A 23,785-nucleotide genomic window follows, 5' to 3' on the forward strand; every position below is an offset into this window, starting at 1 on the left:
TATGAAACCAACTTTAAAATATAAAACTCCCCTGCTCCTTGTCGCATTATTTTTTATTGCTGCGTGTAGCAGGAAAGATTTCGCAGAGTACAACACCGATCCAGATGCGGTCGTCGATATCACACTGCAACCGCTTTTTGCCCGGGCGATAACCTATGTGCATGATAATGATTTCGAAGCATTCTATGATAATTACAATTTTATCCCGAGATGGTCTAGAGCATTTCTCCAACGGACGGGCAACGGTATCACGGTTTCCGAATCAGCCGCAAACACCAATAATCGGTATGGCCGGTTCTATAGTGGTGTCGGGCCATTGCTGATAGATATCCAACAAATTGTCGATAAAATGCCTGAAGAAGAAAGAGCACGCTACATCTATATGCGCACTATTCCCACTATTCTGAAAGTGTATTATGCATGGTATGTTTCTGATGTAAATGGTAGCCTCGCGTACACGGAAGCATTTGGAGCACGTTATGGAGGTACACTCACGCCTAAGTATGAGACCCAAAGTGAGTTGTATGCTATTTTTGATCAAGAATTGAAGGAGGCTGTCAATATTCTTAAAACGCCCCAACCGGTCGAACAATTCAGCTATGAAAACAGCGACCTCTATTTCCAAGGCGACATTGGCAAATGGGTGAAAGCAGCAAACTCGCTCCGTATGGCAATTGCACTGCGTCTTTCTAAAAGAGATCCGCAACGCATGGCGAACATTGTACAGGAAGTACTTGCTGACGATGGTGGCGTAATCAACAATGCAGAAGAAGAATGGGTATTTTATCCAGGCGCACAGTTTACCGGAGGCGGCAACTGGAACATTACCGGAAACGGCAGAGCTTTTGTTGGTGATCATGACGTAGTGGACTACATGTGGAATAATCAAGACCCTCGCCTCCGTTTTTTCTTCGTGAAAAATATGTGGAGTGAAGAAAATTTCGAAATTGCCAAGCAACAAGGCATTATACCGGCAAATGCGACATTTGACAACAGAAGATATTACGGCCAATATTCCAGCCCATCTTCCGCAGAAGAGCCTTCTAAATCCCGTTTTTTCAATCCGTTGCAAATCGAAAACGGTGAAGAAGAAATTACGCTTGACACCGTATCTCGTATCCAAGATCGTCTTTTCCAACCGGAAAATAATGGAGGTACCGGACTTGGCACTATGCCAGTAATCACCTATGCGGACGTTTGTTTTATGCGAGCGGAGCTAGCCCAAAGAGGAGTGACTAGCGAAAATGCAGAAGAATGGTATTATAAGGGAATAGAGGCTTCTTTACAGTTTTATGACGACGCAGCTAACCGAGCAATGGTATACGACTATTCACCATTAACCGTGGAAGAAGTTGCCAAATTCAAAAGTCAGTCAGATATCGCGTTTGACCCAGCAAAAGGCCTCGAACAAATTATCATGCAGGCTTACTTGAATTTTTTCAGAAATTACAACGAGGCTTGGGCCATCGTGAAAAGAACGGGAATGCCTAATGCGAACACTGCCATTGCCTTTGAACCTTGGTATGTCGACAATCAGCCAATTCAAATGCCTCGACGCTTTGTCATCAGTTATCCGTTAGCCGGTGACTACAATTATCAAAACCGGTTTGACGCAGTAGAAGAAATGCGGAAGGATCCAGATTTTGGCGAACCGACCAGTATACTTGGACGAGTCTGGTGGGACAAATCTGAGTGATAAAACTTAGTTACATTAACTCAATCTGCCCGCATCATGGCGGCCAGATTGAGTTTTTGATCTTAGAAGATGCAATAAAAGGAAAATATTCAAATGGAGATCATAAAAAATTGTCACCTGATTATCTTTTCAGCTCTTTCTAGCATACTAATATGGATGTCTATGTCGCAAATCGCAAGGTCGCAATCCTTGTCAATAGCTGGTCTTACACTTACAGACGTCCAAACTGGTAATTCATTTCTCCTTTCAAGCGGCACCGATTCAGCAACTGTTTTTGTGTTTTTATCACCTGAATGCCCTTTATGCCAATCGTACACCAAAACAATTAGGGAGCTATCTACAAAATACCGCAACCGAGTTCGATTTATTGGTGTTTTTCCTGGCAATTCCTATTCCCGCGAAAAAATAACATCTTTTGTCTCCAGATATCAATTACAAATACCCGCGTTTTTGGACGCTGATTTTTCGACCGCAAATGCCATGAATGTAAGCGTTACGCCTACTGTCGTTTTTGTTAAACAGTCCAAACTAGTGTATTTCGGAGCAATTGACAATTGGGCATCTGGTCTCGGGAAAAAACGCAACTTGATTACGGAGCATTATCTTGCCGATGCGATCGCTCAAAGCCTTTCGCATCAAATCGTTACCGTAGTTCGTACCGAGCCGATAGGTTGTGGTCTTAACATGTATTGAAATGCTTTTTGTTCGGCTATTTTGCTTTCTGCTACTTACAAGTCAAATCCAAGCGCAGACTTATTACCAAGACGTAAAACCGATCATCACCGCTAAGTGCATTTCCTGTCATCGATCTGGCGAAGCAGCCCCATTTACGCTCACCTCTTTTGAAGATGTGGCCAAACGCGCTAACTTCATCAAAAAAGTGGTACAAACACGTTACATGCCTCCATGGCAAGCCGACAATGGATATGTGCATTTTGCAAATGACAGGTCATTGACGTCCAAAGAAATCGAAACAATTGTTAAGTGGGTCGACAAAGGGGCAAAAGAAGGAAAGAAAACAAACGAAACTCAAATACAAGAAGTGTACAGCCTGACTGCCTACGGCCGTTCACCAGACCTTACTTTTACAACGCGAGATACGTTTGTTGTCAAAGGAAACAACACCGAACGTTTTGTGGAGTTTAAAATACCGTTCGAATTGGACAAACCGTGTAATGTGGAAGCAGTGGAGTTCTTTAGCAACAACAAACGCCTCATACACCATGTAAATTATGCAGTGCAAATGATTGCTGACTCAACCATAGATATTCATCAAGCACCCTCGTTTGCAAATTATACCGATGGTGGGAAACTGTACAATGACCCTTACAGAATCTTCAAAAAGGACCTAGCCTACTATGGAGGATGGATCCCCGGCAGTTCGTTTGAAACATATCCGTCGAATGTGGGATGGATTATGCCTAAACGTGGCGTAATCCTCATGACGATCCACTTTTCACCGACACCGATCGACGAGGCTTCAATTAATGGTATCAATCTCTTCTTCACCGATAAACCGATTGAACGCGAAGTAACGGTTGTTAGCTTTGGATCTGGTGGGTTGGGTGAAAATGATATCCGTCCCTCGTTTTTTATGATCCCTGCCAACAAGATATCCGAGTACTCCCTTAAATTCACTAATCCAAAGGAAGACTTATCTTTGCTCTATATCTGGCCACACATGCATTATATCGGCAAATCATTCAAAGCCTATTATACAACTGCGCAAGACACCGTACCTTTAGTAAATATCCCAAATTGGGACTACCGATGGCAGGAAATGTATAGATATAAGACCTTTATGAAAATCCCAAAAGGATCTACCATCCATATGGAATGCTCCTATGACAATACCGCAGACAATCCGTTCAATCCGTTCAGTCCACCACAGCCTATTTTTTCTTATTCGAATATGAAGTCTGATCAGGAAATGATGACACTTTTGTTGATATACGTCCCGTACAGGAAAAACGACGAATTTTTAACCACCAACAATTCCCAATAATCATGCGAATAGACTATCCCAATTTTCATCGAGCTATTAGCCTCTTTTTACTCTCCTGCATCCCGTATATAGCTGTATCCCAACACCACAACGTCTCTGCGGGCTACCTCCCTCCTTCCGATCCCCTGGTGCAACAGAATCTCTCCGAGTGGCAGGACCTCAAATTCGGGCTTTTCATGCATTGGGGTACCTACAGCCAATGGGGTATCGTGGAAAGCTGGAGCCTCTGCCCGGAAGATGAAGGGTGGACGGTACGGCGCGGCCCACACGCCCAAAATTATTTTGACTACGTAAAAGCCTACGAAAACCTACAGACGACGTTCAATCCCACGCAATTCGATCCCAAAAAATGGGCCGATGCGGCTAAACAGGCCGGCATGAAATACGTCGTTTTCACCACCAAACACCACGATGGTTTTGCCATGTTTGACACCCAGCAGAGCGATTACAAAATCACCGACCCGAAAACGCCTTTCTCCAGTAATCCAAAAGCCAACGTAACCAAGGGCATTTTTGATGCGTTTCGCACTGACGGTTTCAAGATCGGAGCCTATTTCTCTAAACCCGACTGGCATTCCGACGACTACTGGTGGCCTTACTTTCCACCCAAAGATCGAAACGTAAATTACGATCCGACTAAATATCCCGAGCGGTGGGAAAACTTTAAAAACTTTACCTACAACCAGATCGAGGAACTGATGACCGATTATGGCAGGGTGGATATCCTGTGGCTGGATGGCGGTTGGGTTAGGCCTTTTGCCACCATTGACACGACGGTGGAATGGCAACGCACGATCAAAGTGGAACAGGATATCGATATGGCCCGCGTCGCAAAGATGGCCCGCAGTCATCAGCCCGGCCTTTTGATAGTGGATCGCACCGTGCCCGGTGCATATGAAAACTACGTGACTCCCGAACAGCAGGTCCCATCTGAACCGCTCGACATCCCCTGGGAAAGCTGCCTCACCTTGGGCAACTCTTGGAGTTATGTACCGAATGATTCCTATAAGCCTGCTCGGCAAGTCATACATACACTTATCAAAATCGTTTCCCGGGGGGGCAACTATCTCCTAAATATCGGCCCCGGACCCGATGGCGATTGGGCTCCGGATGCATACGATCGCCTGAAAGCCGTGGGCGAATGGATGGCACTCAATGGCGAAGGGATTTACAGTACCCGAACCGTCACCCCTGATGCGCAGGACCGCGTTTTTTATACCCAACATAAAGATGGCCGTAACAGCTACGCCTTTCTGCTTTCCGACGACGATAGTGACCTATTACAACTTCCCTCTACCCTCCAACTGACGCTACCCGGTGGCAAACCCGTAAAACAGGTCGAAATCCTCGGACTGGGTAAGGTACCTTTTAGAATGAAGGAGAAGATAGTGGAAATTGTTATCCCCAACAACAAGCGTAACCATGTCAATCTACGTTACGCTGCAGCCATCAAATTAAGCCATTAACATCAAATTTACCTGATTATGCCAACACCTTACTTCTATGCTAGAATCGCTTGGTTCGTCATTGCTGTTTGCTATACGTTTTCCGGGCTACACGCTCAAACGACTCATCTGTTTACAGATGGCCTTTATGTTCAAGTACCCGCGAACTACGGCCGTGAAGCCATTTATACCGATGTATTGTTATGGCATTATTATCAAGGCACCACACGCCCGCCTCAATCCGGACAGGCGCTCTTTGAACAGGATGGCGAGGAATCTCCGATTTGGGCACCTATCACAGCGGACACATCGGGCTTTTTTCGGCCCCAACCAGATGCCGGTGGAAACCTCAACAGCCCCAATAATCCCGCAGGCCCCGGACGGATAGACCGCCCAAGCAGCACTACGCAACCGGCCCAGCCACGTCGCGGGTGGGGGCCAAGCTACCTCTACCTCACCTATCAATCGCCCAAAACCCAAGTTGCCCTACTTAACATTCGAGGGAACAGCGCCGTATTGGTAAACGGTCAATTGCATACCGGCGATCCGTATCGGATGGGTTGGATGCACATACCTGTACAGTTGAAAAAGGGGGTGAACGAATTTTTCGTCCGCGGTTTGTTTGTAGCCGCAGCGCTCCAATTCCCTCAAAAACCGGTGTACCTGAATACCGACGACCTTACCCTTCCAGACATTGTGCAGGGGAAAGACAACAGCCGCTTGTTGGCGGGAGTTGTCGTTATCAATACCTCGTCAAAAACCTTACGCGGATTGACCATCAGCAGTACTATTCAGGGACAGGTCGCAGAAACCGCCCTACCCGACATCGCTCCGTACGGCACACGAAAAGTCGCCATCCCGATCAATGCCACGCGAGTGACCACAACCGGCGATATATCAAGCCAAATCAAGCTAAGTCAAAAAGGAAAAATGATCGATCAACAGGAGCTGTTACTGCGTAGCGTGCCCCCTGACGTGCCTTACCGGATAACCTTCGTAAGCGAAATCGACGGCAGCCTCCAATATTATGCTGTCAATCCTGCTACTGGAGGCGAGAAGCCGGGTAACGCTTTATTCTTTTCGGTACATGGCGCCGGTGTGGAGGCGATCGGGCAAGCCCAAGCTTACACCGCCAAAGATTGGGGCACGCTTATAGCCCCTACCAATCGCAGACCGCGGGGATTCAACTGGGAAGACTGGGGCCGTATCGACGCACTGGAGGTACTCGCATTGGCACGCAAAACGCTCCAGCCCGATACCCAACGCATTTACCTTACCGGACATTCCATGGGTGGCCACGGCACGTGGTTCCTTGGTGCTACCTATCCCGATAAATGGGCAGCCATTGCCCCCTGTGCCGGATACCCGACACTCAAGGGTTACGGTTCGGCCGATGGGCTGATACCCGAAAAGGGGCGAAATGAGATGGAGAATCTCTTGTTGCGTTCCAGCAACCAAAGTGACGTGATTGCGTACGCGTCGAATTATAAACCGCTGGGTGTATACATATTGCACGGCGATGCCGATCGCACCGTACCGGTCACGTACGCCCGTCAGATGCGCGCGATCCTGGGTGAATTTCACCCGGATTTCAACTATTATGAATACCCCAATGGCTCACATTGGTATAGCAATGAGAGCGTAGACTGGAAACCGCTGTTTGACTATTTTCGATGGCACCGTCGCAAGGCAGACACTGCCGTGCATACCATTGATTTTAAAACCGCTAATCCCGGCATCTCGGCTTCCTACTACTGGGCTACTGTCTATCAGCAGCAGGAACCTTTGAAATTTTCCCGGCTTATCCTATCCCGCAATATCGACCAAGGAACGATCACCGGCAAAACTGAGAACGTCCAGACCCTACAGCTGGATATCAGCGCGTTTCCTACTACGCAATCCATTCGCATCCAGCTGGATAGCCTGCCGGAGGTAATTCTGGAAAAACCGGCAGCTACTCCGTTCGTGTACCTCAAAAAACGAGGCAGCTATTGGCAAGTGGCTGAGCGGCCTTCGGCCGAAGAAAAAGGGCCTCACCGCAATGGGACCTTCAAGGAAGCCTTCAACCGTCGCATGGTATACGTATACGGCACACACGGCTCAGAACCGGAAAACCAATGGGCAATCGAAAAGGCAAGGTACGATGCGGAGGCCTGGTATTACCGCGGAAATGGTGCGTTCGATCTCATTGCTGATCGAGATTTTGATGCCATGGCTTATGCTGATCGAAACATCATCTTGATCGGCAACGCCAAAACAAATAGCGTGTGGAATACGGTACTGGCCGATTGCCCCATCGCGGTTAATCCCGGAACGATTCGGGTCGGCGGAAAACAATACGAGGGCGACGACCTTGGCGGGTATTTTATCTGGAGAAAGCCCGGCACCTCCACTGGGTCGATAGGTGTCATTACTGGCACTGGCCTCAAAGGGATGCAGGCGGCAACAGCTAACCAATACTTCGCCGGTGCCAGCGGCTTTCCGGATTACCTATTCTTCAAACTGGATATGTTGAAAAATGGCCCTGAAAGCGTTATTGAGGCTGGATTTTATACCAATCAATGGGAGGTAGCCCAATGAAAGTCTCCAATCCTTTTTTTCGCACGGGCATATTGGCCGTGCTCATATGCTACTCGTGCGTTGTGAGTATGGCTCAGCAGAAATCAACTAAAGCAACCACCCGTATGCTGGTGCAAAAAGCGCTGGCGGCTGCGCTGGAAGCCTATCGGCCAATGGCCGAACAACAATGGGTCCACAAACAAATCATTCACCCGGCAGACAGCGCAGTTCTCCGTTTTGAATACCGGATATTCGGCGATAAACCGGCCGATGGGCGCAGCCTCTACATCTCTCTGCACGGTGGCGGTAATGCGCCCGCCGAAGTGAACGACCGGCAATGGACCAACCAAATTTCGCTTTACAAGCCAAAGGAAGGGGTGTATGTGGCACCACGCGCCCCGACAAACACCTGGATGCTATGGCATGAAAACCACATCGATGCCCTATTTGACGAACTGATCAAAACAGCCATCGTGATGGAGGATGTAAACCCTAACAAGGTATATCTGCTGGGCTACTCGGCAGGGGGCGATGGGGTGTTCCAACTGGCACCGCGTATGGCCGATCGATGGGCCGCCGCTTCTATGATGGCCGGGCATCCTGGCGATGCGTCAATCCTCAATTTGCGTAACCTCCCGTTTGCCATCTTTATGGGCGGCAAGGATGCCGCATACAACCGCAATGGACTGGCAGCCGAATGGGGAAAGAAATTAGACAGTCTGCAACAAAGCGACTCACAGGGCTACCCACACTCGGTTAAGATTTACCCTGAAGATGGCCATTGGATGCAACGGAAAGACACCATTGCAATTGATTGGATGGCAGGCTACCATCGCAAACCTAATCCGAATAAGGTGATCTGGGTACAGGATGACCGGCTACACGATCGGTTTTATTGGCTGGGTGTACCGCAGGACAACGCTGCAACGGGAAAGACGTTAATTGCTTCGATCAACAAACAAACCATAACCATCGAACACAACGATTACGACACGTTTTACCTGTACTTAACGGACGGACTTGTTAATTTCAACAAACCGGTCAGGGTAATTTTCCAAGGAAAGCAGCTTTTTAAAGGGAAAGTCAAGCACAATCCACAGGTAATTACCGAAACAGCCGAACTACTGGACGAAGGGAAAGTGGCCGTTGGTAGACTTAACTATAGCAATGGGAAAATAATGCAGTAACACCACATTCTGCTTCCGTATGTTAGGCTGCGGCCGAAATCACCATTCGCAACTACGCAGTAGATCCATTCCGGATTGGAAAAAAAGAGAACTCCTGTGCCAAAAATAAGGTATATAGGAAATTTTTAAGGAGGCTACAGCAGTATATTTGGCGCTATTGGTAAATCAAAATTAAGCAGAAATTTATGAAGATCATCAGTAGCTTTATGGCCGTATTCCTTTTTCTAATCCCTTGCCTGGCCTGTGAACGGAGCGATTCCACTGCTACAAAATCACGAGAAGAGGTTCCCTCAACACCGGAAGAACCGGCAGCCGAGGTCACAACTCCTATTCTGGGCGAAGACGGCCAATATCGGATTGAATGGAAAGGGATTACCTGGCTCGTCAAACACGCAACCAACCGGGATGAGCCGAGGGGGCCGGGCGAGAATATTTGGGACAGCCAGAATGTATGGGTGGATAACCAGGATAGGCTGCACCTGAAAATCACCCGGCAGCCGGATGGCCGTTACTTGTGTGCGGAATTACGGAGCGAGAACGCGTATCAGTACGGTACGTACACCTGGAAAGTCGACAGTGATCTCAGCGGAATACAGAAAGACGTGATCTTTGGCCTGTTCCAATATGGAGGAACGGATTACATCAATGAAATTGACTTCGAATTTACACGCTGGAATAATGCTTCCGCCAACTGGTGCAATTATACTGTATACCGAAGCCGGATAACGACTTCAAACCCGGAGATAAATTATGCACACATCGATTATTCCGAACCCCTGGAAGGAACGTACACCACCCACACGTATACGCGGGAGGCCGACAAAATAACGTTCAAAAGCTACCACGGTCATGGCACGACCTCGTCTTTTACCAATCTACCAGGCGGTGCTGCGGGATGGGTGTTTGACGAACCGGATAATGTTCCGACGAAAGCCATGCCGGTCTATATACAGCTATGGACGAAATATAAAAACGTCGGAAACTACGCACTTAACAGTCCGAGCGTGGAGGTCGTCGTAAACGATTTCACGTTTGTCCCATAATCCAAACTTAGCTATATTGCATACCTGGCAAATTTAGCCGGTTTGTATATATCCGATATGAATAGGATTTTGTTCCGTTGCTGCCTCGTATGGGTCTGCTTAAGCAGCTGCACGTTCGCTTGGGCGCAATGGGATTATTTGAAATTCAAACAGCTGAAGACCTCTGACGGCCTTTCTCAAAACACCATCCAGACCATCTTTGAAGACGACCTGGGCTTTCTCTGGTTCGGCACGCAGGATGGAATCAACAAGTACGACAGCTATCAATTCCATATTATCCGAAAAGCACCGGACAGTGAGCATACACTGCAATCTAACGATATCAAATCCATTGTTCAGGATAGAGACAAACAGCTATGGATTGCCACTTCCGATTCGGAATGTCCCAACATCTTCGACCCGGTCACCCGGCAAATCAAGCGGGCCGACATTTATCTGACCGGTAACGACACGGATCTGTCCAACGTCATTTCGTTTTCAACCACCCGGGAAGGCAATGTGCTTCTTTGCAGCCGGTTATCCGGATTGTTAATTTACGATCACCAACGAAAAAAGATTACCAGCACGGAAGTCGATTTTCCGGTCACCTGCACCGAACAGGATCCTCAGGGAAATTTGTGGGTAGGCACTTACCAGCATGGCGTGGTCGTTACCGACCGGAACGGCCGTATACGCCATAGATACGACGCACTCAGCGATGGACCCATCACAGACATTCACGTCGATCAGTCGGGGCGGGTCTGGGCAAGTTCAGCGGCGTCTGGTATATACTATTACGATGCCGTCAATGACCGTTTTAGCAACGCCCATCTTGGTTTCGCCGGAAAACTCGTCGGACAGACCAAGGTTTTATGCATCGGTGAGGACATCGATGGACAGATTTGGTGCGGAACCGAAAACGAAGGGTTACATATCCTGAATCTGCAACAGCAGCGCTGCATCAATTACCGGCCGGATAAGCAGGATGCCCAAAGCATTGCAAGCAATTCGATCAATTGCATCCGGCGGGATCGGAAAGGAAACATGTGGATCGGAACGTCCGGTGCGGGCATATCGATGGTCAACATCGACGAAATCAACATTTTGCATTTCCGGAATACGGGTAATCCCCATAGCCTGAATAATAACATCATCAATTGCCTTTTTCAAGATACGAAAGGCAACATCTGGGTTGGCACGGATGGCGGTGGGCTGAACCGATTCGACAAGGCCGAAAATACGTTTTCCAACGGACGGGATATTCCGTTTCAACAGCCGGAGGCGGGGCGCTATGTCGTTTCGATTACTGAAAGTGACAAGGGCGAACTGTGGGTTGGCACCTGGGGAGAAGGAATCTATTGCTACCATCTTGGTAAAGGAGGCTCAAAACGGATAAATACGGCCAACACGCCGCAGTTGAGAAGCAACAACATTAACAGCATGTTGAAAGACCGGATCGGCCGGATTTGGATCGGCACCTATGGAGGTGGGGTAACGCGATATGATCCGTCTGAAGACCGGTTTCAACATTATGGAACGGGCAAAGGCAGCAATGACATCAATAGCAACCACATACTTTCCCTGTTCGAGTCGTCGGATGGGAAAATCTGGATGGGTACCGAAGGAAGTGGCATCGGCGTGTACGACACGGAAACAGGAACATTCGATGTAATCACAACCGATTCAGATCTGGCCGGCAGCCCGCTTTCCAACAATACCGTGAAAAGCTTCGCGGAAGACCGGCACGGTAACATGTGGATCGGGACCTCCTATGGACTTAACAAGTTGGATTATCTACGCAAGCGGAATGATGTGTATTTTACTTCCAATTCCGCTATCCAAAGTGACATTATCAATGCGATCGTAACGGATAATTACGGGCACATCTGGGCGGCGACCAACAAAGGCATTACGAAAATCGATGATCGCACACAGGCGATGGTCAACTACATGCCTTCGAACGGGCTGCAGGGCGATGAATTCAGACGTGTAAAGCTCGTGGATCGAGAAGGTAATCTCTATTTCGGTGGGGTCAATGGCTTGAACGTTATCAACAAATCCGGCGTCAAACCCCGAAATTACACGCCCTCTCTGGTGTTCACGAATTTTCAGCTAAGCAATGTTGACGTTCCTATCAGCACTCCTGAACACCTTACCCCCTTGCTTCAGGACATCAACTATACGGAAACCATCACGCTGGATTATACACAAGCCAATTTTTCACTCGAATTTGCATCGCTTAATTACGTGAATCCGGCTCAAAAAGCGTACGAATACAAGCTCGATGGAATGGATAAAAACTGGCTGCCATTGGGTGACAAAAACATCCTTTCGTTCAACAACCTTCCTCCCGGAAACTACAAGTTATTAGTCAGAGGAACCAATAACAACGGCAGCTGGTCGGATCATCCCGCCAATATCCAGATCGTAATTACACCGCCTTTCTGGTTGACGTGGTGGTTTAAAACCCTTGTGGTGGTTTTGGCCCTGATTGCCATCTTCTCCATTTATTACTACCGACTGAGAAATATCCGCCGGCAAAATACCTTACTGGAACGGAAAATCGCCGAGAAAACGACGCTGCTTTACAATGCCAATAACGAACTGCAGGCAACCAACCAAGAGATCAGGAACCAAAACACCACGCTTGCACACAAAAACGAAGAAATCAGTCAGCAGCAGCAAAAGATTATTGAGCAAAACAGCAAATTGGAAACGGTCATCAATGAACTGGAAACGAGCAATCAAATGAAGGACAAGTTTCTGTCTATTCTCGTACACGATCTGAAAAATCCTTTGTCCGCACTCACGGGGCTCACCGATTTACTGAAAGAAAACCTTCCGCATCTCTCCAGAAAAGAGATTGCTGCGTATATCGATGACCTGAGCCTGTCATCCAATTCGTTGAGCAACCTGGTCATCAACTTGCTGGAATGGGGAAAAACAAAGACCAACAAATTGCATTTTTCGCCGAAGTCGTTCAATCTGTATGACCTGATCCAAAAAAACATTTATCTTTTCAACCTACAACTCCAAGGCAAGCAGATACAGTGCAGTGTATCGGTGGATCCCGGAATCCAGTTATTCGCCGACTATCAGATGGTCAATACCATCATCCGGAATATTTTAAGCAACTCCATTAAGTACTCCCATATAGGCGGACGCGTAGGATTTGAATGCATCACCGATCACGAATACGTCCACATCAAAATCCGGGACAACGGGGTAGGCATGAACGATGCCCAAATCGAAAGCATCTTCCAGGACAAATCCGATTCAACCATCGGTACCAACGGCGAAACGGGCACGGGCCTGGGCTTCCAGATATGCCGGGAATTTATTAAGGCCCACAGCGGTGAATTATCCATACAAAGTGCCAAGAATAAAGGATCTGTTTTCACCATTTCCCTGCCGAACGTACAAGCTAAAGCGGTAAATCCGCAACGGGAACTGGCCCGCCCGTCTCCCACAGTGACCGAATCACTGCATAAGTTTGCCCGTGTACGCATCTTGGTAGTCGATGACAACCAAAGCATCCGGTCGCTGCTTCGTCACATCCTGGAAAACTATTTCGAAGTGGAAGAAGCCGGCGACGGACAAGGAGGGCTGGATATCGCCCGAAAGACGCAGCCGGATTTGATTATTACCGATTTGATTATGCCCGGTGTCGATGGACTGTCGTTGACAAAGTCGATAAAAAGCGATATCACGACGTCACATATCCCGGTATTATTGTTAACCAGCGAAGATCAGGAAGCCAGCCAGCTTTTGGGTTACAAAGCAGGTGCGGATATATACCTCACGAAACCAATTCACGCCGATCTGTTACTCGCCGTAATCGGCAATTTTTTGAACAGGCCCAAGCCAACGCCAAAAGACCTGATCGAAGAAACCACGCCCGTAGTCGCGGAATTGGGATTGTCCGAACTCGATAAGGCATTCATGGAAGAGGTACGGGATTTTGTGGTGACACATATGGCGGAATATGACCTTGACTACAAAAGTCTATGCCGCCAATTCGGGATGAGCCGCTCTGTCCTCTACGCAAAATTCAAGGCCATTACCGGCAAGGGGGTACACGATTACATTAAATCCATCCGTTTGGCCGAAGCGGAGAGATTACTGCACGAGGGCAAATTAAATGTTAGCCAGATCGCCTATTCGGTGGGATTCAATTCGGTATCTTACTTTTCCAAATCGTTTTCGAAACAGATGAACGTTTCACCAAAGGCCTATCAGAAAAACACGAAATAAATGATCAAAAAAAGGATGATATGGCTTTTTGGATTGTCGGGATCCGGCAAAACGACGCTATCCCGACTGCTTGCCGAGAAATTGGAAAGCCTGGGGCGGACGGTCATACGCCTGGACGGAGATGAATTAAGGGCCGGCTTGAATGCTGATCTGGGATTTTCAAACGAAGACCGGGCAGAGAACATACGGCGTGCCAGCCACCTGGCTAAACTATTGGTGAAGCGTAACATCGTCTGCATTGGTAGCTTTATCACCCCCTTGGATGTCCATCGGCAAGTGGTATCCCGCATCCTTGGCGAGGAACTGCTACTTGTGTATTTGGACTGTCCGGCTGATGAATGCGAACGCCGGGACGTAAAAGGCCTTTATCGCAAAGCCCGGAAACACCTTATATCCGAATTCACCGGTGTATCCGCTTCCTTTGAGTTACCTCCACCTACGATTTTATCCATCGACACCAAGCGTTACACGCCCGAAGAAAGCGTGGAAATTCTATGGCGCAGGTTGGCGGAGTAACACACGAAGCTCCCATTTACCAAACTGCGTTTGTTGTATACAAATGCACTGCCGTCCGGTTGGGTCATCCGGGCACCGCTGGCAACGGCAATGGCATGCCCCGCCGCCGTATCCCACTCCATGGTAGGGCCGTGTCGGTAATATACCTGGGCTTTCCCCTCCGCAATCAGGCAAAATTTCAATGAGCTCCCGATGCTAACTACCTTCTTAACGCCGATGGAAGCAAAAAAAGCTTCTTCTTCCACGGTTTTGTGCGACTTACTACCCACGGCGACCGGCTGACCGCCTCCGCCCGCCTCAATACGCCGGGTACTTCCCCCGGTTGTTTTAAAACTGCCTTGGCCTTTTGCACCATAATACAACACGCCGGTTACCGGCACGTAGATTACGCCGAAAACAGGTTCATTCCCGGCGATCAGCGCGATGTTAACCGTAAATTCCCCGTTTCGGGAAATAAACTCCTTCGTTCCATCCAACGGGTCGACGCACCAATAGCGGGCCATGTCCTTCCGGCTTTCGTAAGGAATATCTTTTCCCTCCTCCGATAAGATAGGGATGGTCGGGAAGAGGTCTCTCAACCCGTCGTTGATGATCTGATGAGACAACGTGTCTGCACGTGTAAGGGGTGAGTGATCATCCTTCCGCTGGACTTCCCAAGCATCAGTATCCGTATGATAGACGTCCAGGATGGCCTTTCCAGCCTTCCGCGCAATATCGGCCACGGCGATGAAGTCCTTTTCCTTATCCATAAACACTCAGCTCGGTTTCCTTAATGCGCCTAATCAGGTCAAGCTGCGGTTGCCTCTTTTTTTCATCGTCCCGATGGCCCCTGAATGCGCGCTTTAGCTCGTTATTCTTTGCATGAAAGGCTTCGACATCCTCAACCGTAAAACGGATTACGTCGGCCGATGAAGTAACAGGCTGATACCCCAACGCAACCAAGCTTTCAAAAGCCACGGATTCAAAAATGCGGATGTCGCTGGCGGACATCTCGCGCAGAAACTTATTGGCGTTATCCTGCATAACCGGCTTAGTCAGGTTGGTCCACATGGCACCACCTTCAGCGGTCCGCCGGGATTCGTCCGAAATATAGTAATGCAGCATGGCATCCTGAAAGTCGATTCCTAAAAATGCGCACAATTGCCGGATGGTTTGCTCAGGATGCTGGATTAACTGCTCGTAGTTCAGCACGAAGAACCGGTCGGTGGGTACCCGATCTCGCAGCCGTAGACACGCTTGCTGATCGGCGTGCCACTGCTTGGCGATGTGATAATTGTGCTTTTCACCGACAATGGCCTTTTGAAACGATAGCGCCACATCACGCCCATCACGGTAAAGGTAAATATATTTTAGATTGGGCGATACCTTTTCCAACGCATCGGAAAAGTACATATTGCCCATGCTCTTGCAACACCAATATCGGGCACCACATTGCATAGCCAGAAATTCGTAAATGTTCTTGTTCAATTCAAACAAACTGAATTGCCTGGCCATCCGATAGATGGCGTCTTTATCGAGGCGCACGCCCCAGTCGACCGGATTGACGTGGATATAATCCACCACATCCTCCACAAGGTGCCGGTAGGAAACGGCATCCAGCACACCGTAATAAGGTAACAACGGCACAAAATTGGCCAACACATGCGCAGGATGTGGGGACACCAGTTGGTCAGACTGGTTGAGAATCACCCGGAGCAGGTTGGAGCCCGACCGCTGGGTACCGATGATTTGTATGCCTTGTATCTCCATCGTTAAAAAATAAAGTCCATGATAAATCCCAAAAGAATCAAGTAAATCGGATGGAAGCGACCGAAAGATATCGCCGCCAATCCCGCTATTCCAAACAGGACGGCATCCCATGAAAAATGCGGCATAGCCAGCACCAACTGGACCCCTGCGGCCAAGATCATTCCGATGACAACCGGACGGATACCTTTGAACACCGCTTTAATACCTGTGTGCTGATAGTTAATGTATTGTGCAAGCACAATCATCAAGCTGGCTGAAGGGATAAAAATTGCCAAGGTAGCGAGCAAAGCGCCAAATACACCGGCAATTTTATAACCGATAAAGGTAACACTGACCAGGATGGGACCCGGTGTAATCTGCCCGAATGCGATGGCATCCACGTACTCTTTTACCGGAAGCCAGTGCAACTCATCAACCAGGATGGATTGCATATAAGGTATGATGACCATGCCCCCGCCAAACAGTGTTAAACTCATGCCGCTGAAAACCGACAACACCTGCCAGGGTCCATTGGGAATGAGCCGATACCCGCCCAATAGATATCCGACAAGAACCACAGTCAGCAGGATGATAACGCATATATGTATAGCAGACCGGGGGGCGGTCCGCGGCATAGGGGTTGCCGGTTCCACGTTCTTTCGATAGGTGACATAGCCTATCGCTGCACCCAATACGATCAAGGCCACCGAGCCGGCAAAGCCACGATACAGAAGGGTCGTTGCAAACGCCAATATACACAGCATCAATCCGGTTGCATCCTTGCCGATCTGCTTTTGATACAACGCCGTTCCGGTAGACAAGACCACCGCCGCAACCGCAAGCAGTACAAACCGGCCCGAACCTTGCGAGCCGAAGTGTCCGGCCGACTGATAGTACCAGACTGCAATCGCGATCATCAAAAGCGTCGGCGGGGCAGTAATTGCAACGAAAAAGGCAAGTGCCCCCAGCCAGCCATGCAGTCGGTATCCCAAATAGCACACCACATTAACGGCGAGCGGGCCGGGCAGAAGTGTTGCCAGGCTCATGCCGTTTAATACCTCTTCACTGCTCAACAGCTTTTTCTGGCTTACCAAATATTGTTCTACCATCACCACCAAGGCAGCATGGCCTCCAAAGGCCAACGCACCTACCTTGAAGATGCCCCAAGAGAGCCGCAGGAGCGAATCGGCGGCCGTTCGCCTCGTGTTGTGCGTTATTGACTGGCTATTCATGGTGCTGCGATTAAGGGAACTTCCTCTATACGGTAAGGATCGCCTCCTACACTGATTTTCCAAAGCAGGTTGCCCGCAACGTCAGAAAGCACGAACAGCCGGGGATCGGTTAAGCAAGTCAGCACTTTACGCTCACCCAACAGGGCCGAATTACCTTTTACCGACGAAAAAAACGTGGGTGGGTATGTGATTTCCATAGTACGCCGATACTGCCTATTGACCTCATCCAGTTTGAAAGACAGCGCCCTCGACTGTTTACGCGTAATCCCGTTATCCAACATCATCAACTCCCCACGGCGATTTATGTGGGCATAATGCTGGGCGAAGAACCGGTCGTCTTCCTGCATGGGAAAATCACCCCCCTCACCAAACTTCCACACCACGTCGCCGGTCTTCCGACTGATTTTCCAAACTTGGTTTAAATCCCGGAATGACATCAAAAAGAATCCATTTCCGTCATCATACAACGCGTTTCCATGCACGAGATCGCCTTTGTCCTTCAAGATGGTTGGATAGTGCAGCACGTCGAGGTGGTCCAGCACCGACCATTCCCAGATTTTGCGCCCCTCCGGATTGAACACCACAATTCCGTCGGCCTTAACTGTGTCTGTACGGCTTCCCCCCACGGAACTCAGGTCGAACACCTTCCAATCAAAGGTAAGGGCATAAATATTGCCCTCAGCATCTTTCCGGACTTCATGATGTACTCGCTTGTCCATATCTCCCTTGCCTACCTTAAAGTGTCGCACATATTCGCCTTTGAGGTTTACCTCCACGATTTCGTCGCCGCCCGACGATGGTATGTCTTCCGAACCGACAATGCAAAGCACGGTACGATCGGCTGTCCAGGAGGAAACTTTCACGCCTTTTGAAAACGGTTCATACCACACCATCTCCCCCAGTCCGTTGAGAATCACCGCAGCACCGGGTTCGGTAAGTATTTGCGTAAGGAAATACCTGCCTTGCATGTCCTCACGGATCGATTCGGCTACGGTGTCCAGCGTAAAATACGGCGTCGTGTGGTAAATGGACTTGGTTTCAATGGTATAGACGTTGCTCCAATCGACATCGGATCCCCGCTGTGCCATTACCTGATAAGCATACTGACGTTGGGGAAGTAAGTTGTACAGGATTACGGCGTGATCAAGCCGGTCGGCATAGGTATCCGACCATAACGTATCCCTGCCACCTTTCAACCAATATTTGATCTGCACCGACGAAGCCTTGTTTGTCGCGACGTTAACCCGAACGCGTAGCCGGTTATCGGGCAAGTAATGCAGCTCGATTCCGTTAATATTTAAGGGCTGCATGACGCGGTAAAGAACTATGGCACCGATAACCATCAGCACGGCAATAAGGATATAGACGGTGGCAGGAATCCGTTTCATCCGATTATTGTCTTACCCGGCCTTGGTTAATACTGACATCCAGCGATGTATTTGCCTGTATTTCCTGGATGGGATACGGAAAAAGGGCGTAGTTAACCGCATCCGAATACGTATTCTGGTCCCGTAACATCGGCCTCACCTTCTCTTTAAATTTCAGCAACGGATCAGCGCCGTTGGTCGTACTGCGCCCCCAACGGATTAAATCGTCCCGGCGGCGTCCTTCCATAAACAATTCCAATCCGCGTTCTTCAAAAATAAAATCACGCAAGGACTCTTTCGAAGGAAAATCGGACAACAGAATGGCTGACGCATTACTCCGTTCCCTCACTTCGTTGATCAACGATACCGATTCGTCATTCGGGCCGTTCAGTTCATTAAGCGCTTCGGCCCGCATCAGCAAGATATCCGAATAGCGGATGATGCTGACATTGTTGTACCCTGCATAATTATAGTTATTCACGTGAGGATATTTGAGGCCGAAGGTAAATTGCGCCTGAACGGTATCGGGCAAGCTTCCACCCTCTCCGCCAAATTCCTTCGGCAGCGTAATAATCTGTCCGTACAGCGCTTTATACGTACCCAACAACAATTTGCGCCGCTGGTCTTGTGGACTGAACTTCGCGTAGAACTCCCGATGAATCGGGAAATTACCCCAGCCGCGGTTGTAGTCCCAAGGCACGGACTGAATGCCGAAACTATTGGAAAGGATACCATAGGAACCGGGTTCGCTGGAAGATTTCATCACGAAGATAAATTCGTTATCCGACCGGTTCATATTATCAAACAAAGCAACGACACCTCCCTCGCCCGCACCGCGCAGGTCATATACACCATCGGTGATGATCTCGCCGCATTTATCTGCGGCTTTCTGCCACTCGCCCCGCCGCATATATAACCTTGCCAGCAAGCCCTGCGCTGCAGCTTTGGTAGCCCGGCCGTTTAATTCCACGGGATAACTACGCGGAAGATGGCCCTCGGCAAATTGCAGGTCAGCAATCATCTGATCTTCGATAACACCCTGTGCCACCAAAGGTGGATTCTCGTCCGCTTCCGTAAAATCAGCAGACGATTTAAGGTTGAGTGGTACGTCTCCCCAGAGCGATGTCGCGTCGTAATACGCAAGGGCGCGTAGGAACCGTACCTCCGCCAGGTGTTGCATTTGGACTTCCTCCGATTCCCCGTTACCTACATAGTCGATCTTTCCAATGAGGTATTCCGATTCGTTGGCTCGTGAAATCAACCGAAAGATGCTCGCCCATACATCGTTGATAATAGAGTTGCTGGCATCGTAAGTCAACTGGTCCAGTTGGATTCCCTGCCGGCTGTCGGGTTTCGTCGTGACGATGTCCGATGGGTATTCCGTCAATTGGTGCAGGTACCCTGCGTAATACCCGTTTCCACCGTTATCCCGGAGTGCTGCGTATACACCGCGCACTCCCTGCAAGCCGTTTTCCGGCTTGGTTAACGTAGTCTCATCAAAGACAGAATACGATTCTTCCTGCAAACCGTTCTCGCAGGAGATCGGTAGAAGTGAACCAAGCAGGAACATATATAAGGTTGGTTTTACGTAACGTTTCATTAGATTATAGTTTTTTTATCGCCTATTTGAACCTGCATTTCAACGCGTTTTTTGCGGCCGGCACTGACATGGCAGGTTTCATCACGATTCGATTTCTAAGTTAAAAGGTCAACCTCAGTCCAAAGATATACATTTTGGCGAGTGGATAGGCGTTGAAATCAAGGCCCCTTCCGACGTTTCTATTTTGTTGGTCGTTCGATACCAGGTTGCCGATTTCCGGATCCAACCCGGTATAAGGCGTCCAGGTATGAAGGTTTTGCGCATTGACATAGAGTTGCAGTTGGGATACCCGGATTTTTGACAACCAAGTTGCTGGAAGCCGGTAAGCCAGCGTCACGTTTTTCACCCGTAGGAAGTCTGAGCTTTCTACAAACCGGGAATTGACCCATCCGCCGTGGCTCGTGCCATAAAAGCCCCGCTGGGGTAATGTGCCGCCCGGATTGTCGGGCGTCCATGTTTCCGTTTCCGTCGAAGCCAGCACATTTCCGGTCGATAACGGGTCCATCATATCCAGTTTCTGCACATTCACCAGTTTGCCGCCGGCTTGGCCTTGTAACACGACCGTCAGGTCAATCCCTTTATAACTAAGGCTGTTGGTCATACCGAAAAACGAAGTGGGCACACCCGTACCCAACACCACACGGTCATCCGTGTTCAGGATTCCGTCGCCATTTACGTCAACGTATTTAGGATCGCCCGCTTCGGCATTGATATGCGTGGTCTCCAATGCCGGATCGCCCGGCTGGAGGATGCCCTCATAGAGATAACCATTGATGGAGCCGATGGGCTCCCCTACGCGGATAATGAACGGGTCTTCAAAATTGGCGGCACCGTCGGGTTTGACAGACCCCACATAGATGTCTGCATTGTTGTTACCTAGTTCGCGAACCCGGTTTCGGTTATGGGAATAGTTGACGGAAGTGCTCCATTCGAAACGATCGTTTCGGATGTTGACCGTCTGCAATGAAAATTCCCACCCCTTATTGGATACCGCTCCGGCATTGCCCGTTCGGAATAAGAATCCGGTTGATGGCGAAATGTTTCGGTCGAGCAACAAGTTATCGGTATACTTATCGTAATAATCGGCTACGAAAACAATCCGGTTATCGGCAAAACCCACGTCTACACCTAAATCCAACGCCTTTGTACTTTCCCATTTTAATTCCTGATTTGAAAGCCGGGTTATGGCAATCCCGTTGACGGTAGTCAGACCGTCTTCGGTGTATTTGGTGGAATTGTTACTTGCATAGGTCGCCAGCGAAATGCCCGGACTGACCCGGTCATTGCCTGTGAGGCCATAACTGGCGCGCAGTTTAGCTTGCGACAACCAGGTCACATCTTTAGCAAATTGCTCATTTTTCACATTCCATGCGGCAGCCACCGAAGGAAAGTATCCCAATTTATTGGACTTGCCGAATACCGAGGATCCGTCGATGCGATAGGTCGCCGTCAGACTGTAACGGCTATCATAATCGTAATCAACGCGACCAAACCAGCTGGCACGATTGGTACGGTTACGAGCCGAGTAACTGGTAAAATTCTGTGCGGTGCTCAAGTTATTATACCCCAGATTGTCACTGGCAAAATTTGTCGCGTTGGTTCCGTACTCAAAATACAGATACGTCTGGTAATTATACCCGGCCAATAGTCCGACGTTGTGTTTGTCAAAGGTACGGTTGTAACGGGCCGTGGGATTAAAGATCAGTTCTTTGGCATCGAACGAAACGATGGATCCCCTGCCTTTGGTGGCCGATGCATTGGGAACCGTGGAAGGCGCAAAATAAAATTGTTCCGTCTTATTGAGATCGGCACCGAAATCTGCCTGTAAAAACAGGTTTTGGACCGGTTCGTACTTCATCGAGAAATATCCATTTGTACGATAACTGGTGTTTTCCCGGTCTTCGGCTTCTACAAAGTGCAGCGGATTCTGCGCATCCAGCCGCGGGGGTACACCGGAATCAAATGTCGATGCCGGATTGGCGCTCATCACCTGCTTCAAAAAGCCATTGATGGTCGACGGAGCCAAAGGAAGATCGTTCTGGATTCCGTAATTTCCAAACACGCGGCCGGAAAGCGTAAACTGGTCGCTGACGTGGTGATCCACATTGATACGTGCACCGATTCTCCGGTATTTCGAGTGAACGACGACCCCTTCCTGCCCCAGGTAGTCGAAACTGGTATATACACCGGTTTTGTTGGTGCCGCCAATGAAACTGAGGGAATGATCATTGACGCGTCCTACCCGGAATACCTCGTTCTGCCAGTCGGTACCCAATATTCCCGATTGCAACGAATCCAAACGACCCGACGAATAAGGGGGCAGCTCTCCGTTTGCTTCGGACATTCGGTTGCGTCTTAACGCAAAATCATAGGGACCCAACAAGTCATAGCGATCGATGACACGTTGATATCCGACTGAACTGTTAACATTCAAATTACTCTTTTTGTCAGTCCCCTTTTTGGTGGTCACCAATACCACGCCATTTGCGCCCCGCGCACCGTAAATGGAGGTGGACGCAGCGTCTTTCAAGATGGTAATGGTTTCGATATCCTCGGGTTTGATGGTCATTCCGATTCCTTCGGACGCTGGGAATCCATCGATCACATACAGCGGCTCACTATCGGCGTTGATCGAGTTTGTCCCCCGGATACGGATAGACAGCCCGGCCCCCGGTGTTCCATTATTTTGGCTTACCTGCACTCCTGAGGCCCGTCCCTGGAGCATATTAGCCACCGAAATGGACGACTTATTCAGGTCTTCGACGTTCAGTGAAACGGCCGAACCCGCGAACAAGTTTCGGTCGCGCGTACCGTAGCCCACGACAACCACCTCATCGATGGTTTCCTGCGCAGCGGTGAGGGTAATGGTTAGTCCGGAGACAGACGTGCTTCCGGCCTGATGGGTCTGACGGGCGTATCCGACGCGCGAGAACACCAGCTGGCTATTGGATGGTGCGACAAGCGTAAACGTACCCGATTCCGTTGATTTGGTCAAGGTTGCACCGCCAGCGATTCCGATATTCACATCGCTGAGCACCGTACCATTCTCATCAATAACAGTACCTGATACATGGACTTGGTTTTGGGCGCTTACCAGGAGGGGAATTCCCAGGGCCCATAGCCACACCAGCAGGCCTGCCACATGAATAAACTTGGGTTTACAATTTACCATAG

15 protein-coding genes are annotated in these 23,785 nt (G+C 49.2%); 9 read left to right on the forward strand and 6 right to left on the reverse strand.

Annotated features, from left to right (window positions below; all coding sequences use genetic code 11):
- Window position 1 precedes the first annotated feature (1 nt).
- The 9 genes from ACFQRK_RS08005 to cysC all read left to right on the forward strand — a co-directional run bounded on the left by ACFQRK_RS08005 (window position 2) and on the right by cysC (window position 14,684).
- Window positions 2-1,696 (forward strand): SusD/RagB family nutrient-binding outer membrane lipoprotein, encoded by a 1,695-nt coding sequence (locus ACFQRK_RS08005; RefSeq protein WP_379005369.1) that lies wholly within the window; start codon window positions 2-4, stop codon window positions 1,694-1,696.
- A gap of 93 nt (window positions 1,697-1,789) precedes the next feature.
- A complete protein-coding gene (locus ACFQRK_RS08010) occupies window positions 1,790-2,389 on the forward strand; it encodes a redoxin family protein (protein ID WP_379005371.1) in 600 nt (199 codons plus the stop codon).
- A 1-nt stretch (window position 2,390) separates the two neighbouring features.
- Complete coding sequence (locus tag ACFQRK_RS08015) at window positions 2,391-3,701, forward strand: c-type cytochrome (protein ID WP_379005373.1); 1,311 nt, start codon at window positions 2,391-2,393, stop codon at window positions 3,699-3,701.
- 2 nt (window positions 3,702-3,703) lie between these two features.
- Window positions 3,704-5,167: an alpha-L-fucosidase gene (locus tag ACFQRK_RS08020; RefSeq protein ID WP_379005375.1), complete on the forward strand. Its 1,464-nt coding sequence runs from the start codon at window positions 3,704-3,706 to the stop codon at window positions 5,165-5,167.
- An 18-nt stretch (window positions 5,168-5,185) separates the two neighbouring features.
- Complete coding sequence (locus tag ACFQRK_RS08025; protein WP_379005377.1) at window positions 5,186-7,726, forward strand: prolyl oligopeptidase family serine peptidase; 2,541 nt, start codon at window positions 5,186-5,188, stop codon at window positions 7,724-7,726.
- The gene (locus ACFQRK_RS08030) at window positions 7,723-8,892 is read left to right on the forward strand and encodes a dienelactone hydrolase family protein (protein WP_379005379.1); all 1,170 of its coding nucleotides are present in this window, start codon (window positions 7,723-7,725) and stop codon (window positions 8,890-8,892) included. The genes ACFQRK_RS08025 and ACFQRK_RS08030 overlap by 4 nt, the downstream gene beginning before the upstream one ends.
- Window positions 8,893-9,077: 185 nt before the next feature.
- Entirely contained in the window at window positions 9,078-9,935 is an 858-nt protein-coding gene (locus ACFQRK_RS08035) for a glycoside hydrolase family 16 protein (protein WP_379005381.1), read from the forward strand.
- Window positions 9,936-9,992: 57 nt separating this feature from the next.
- Window positions 9,993-14,168 carry a two-component regulator propeller domain-containing protein gene (locus ACFQRK_RS08040; RefSeq protein WP_379005383.1) on the forward strand — a complete coding sequence of 1,392 codons (4,176 nt, stop codon included), beginning with the start codon at window positions 9,993-9,995 and terminating at the stop codon, window positions 14,166-14,168.
- Entirely contained in the window at window positions 14,169-14,684 is a 516-nt protein-coding gene (gene cysC / locus ACFQRK_RS08045; RefSeq protein ID WP_379005385.1) for an adenylyl-sulfate kinase, read from the forward strand.
- Here the strand turns inward: cysC and cysQ are convergent.
- The 6 genes from cysQ to ACFQRK_RS08075 form a co-directional block, all read right to left on the reverse strand.
- Entirely contained in the window at window positions 14,633-15,433 is an 801-nt protein-coding gene (gene cysQ / locus ACFQRK_RS08050) for a 3'(2'),5'-bisphosphate nucleotidase CysQ (RefSeq protein ID WP_379005387.1), read from the reverse strand. The two genes, cysC and cysQ, sit on opposite strands and share 52 nt — an antisense overlap.
- Window positions 15,426-16,433 (reverse strand): sulfotransferase family protein, encoded by a 1,008-nt coding sequence (locus tag ACFQRK_RS08055; RefSeq protein WP_379005389.1) that lies wholly within the window; start codon window positions 16,431-16,433, stop codon window positions 15,426-15,428. The genes cysQ and ACFQRK_RS08055 overlap by 8 nt, the downstream gene beginning before the upstream one ends.
- A 2-nt stretch (window positions 16,434-16,435) precedes the next feature.
- The gene (gene chrA, locus ACFQRK_RS08060; RefSeq protein ID WP_379005391.1) at window positions 16,436-17,644 is read right to left on the reverse strand and encodes a chromate efflux transporter; all 1,209 of its coding nucleotides are present in this window, start codon (window positions 17,642-17,644) and stop codon (window positions 16,436-16,438) included.
- Window positions 17,641-19,032, reverse strand: a complete 1,392-nt coding sequence (locus ACFQRK_RS08065) for an aryl-sulfate sulfotransferase (protein ID WP_379005393.1) — start codon at window positions 19,030-19,032, stop codon at window positions 17,641-17,643. The genes chrA and ACFQRK_RS08065 overlap by 4 nt, the downstream gene beginning before the upstream one ends.
- Window positions 19,033-19,036: 4 nt before the next feature.
- Window positions 19,037-20,611 carry a RagB/SusD family nutrient uptake outer membrane protein gene (locus tag ACFQRK_RS08070; RefSeq protein ID WP_379005395.1) on the reverse strand — a complete coding sequence of 525 codons (1,575 nt, stop codon included), beginning with the start codon at window positions 20,609-20,611 and terminating at the stop codon, window positions 19,037-19,039.
- 100 nt (window positions 20,612-20,711) lie between these two features.
- Window positions 20,712-23,783 carry a SusC/RagA family TonB-linked outer membrane protein gene (locus tag ACFQRK_RS08075; RefSeq protein WP_379005397.1) on the reverse strand — a complete coding sequence of 1,024 codons (3,072 nt, stop codon included), beginning with the start codon at window positions 23,781-23,783 and terminating at the stop codon, window positions 20,712-20,714.
- Window positions 23,784-23,785 lie beyond the last annotated feature (2 nt).

The organism is Parapedobacter sp. GCM10030251, assembly GCF_042666505.1.
Lineage (GTDB): Bacteria > Bacteroidota > Bacteroidia > Sphingobacteriales > Sphingobacteriaceae > Parapedobacter.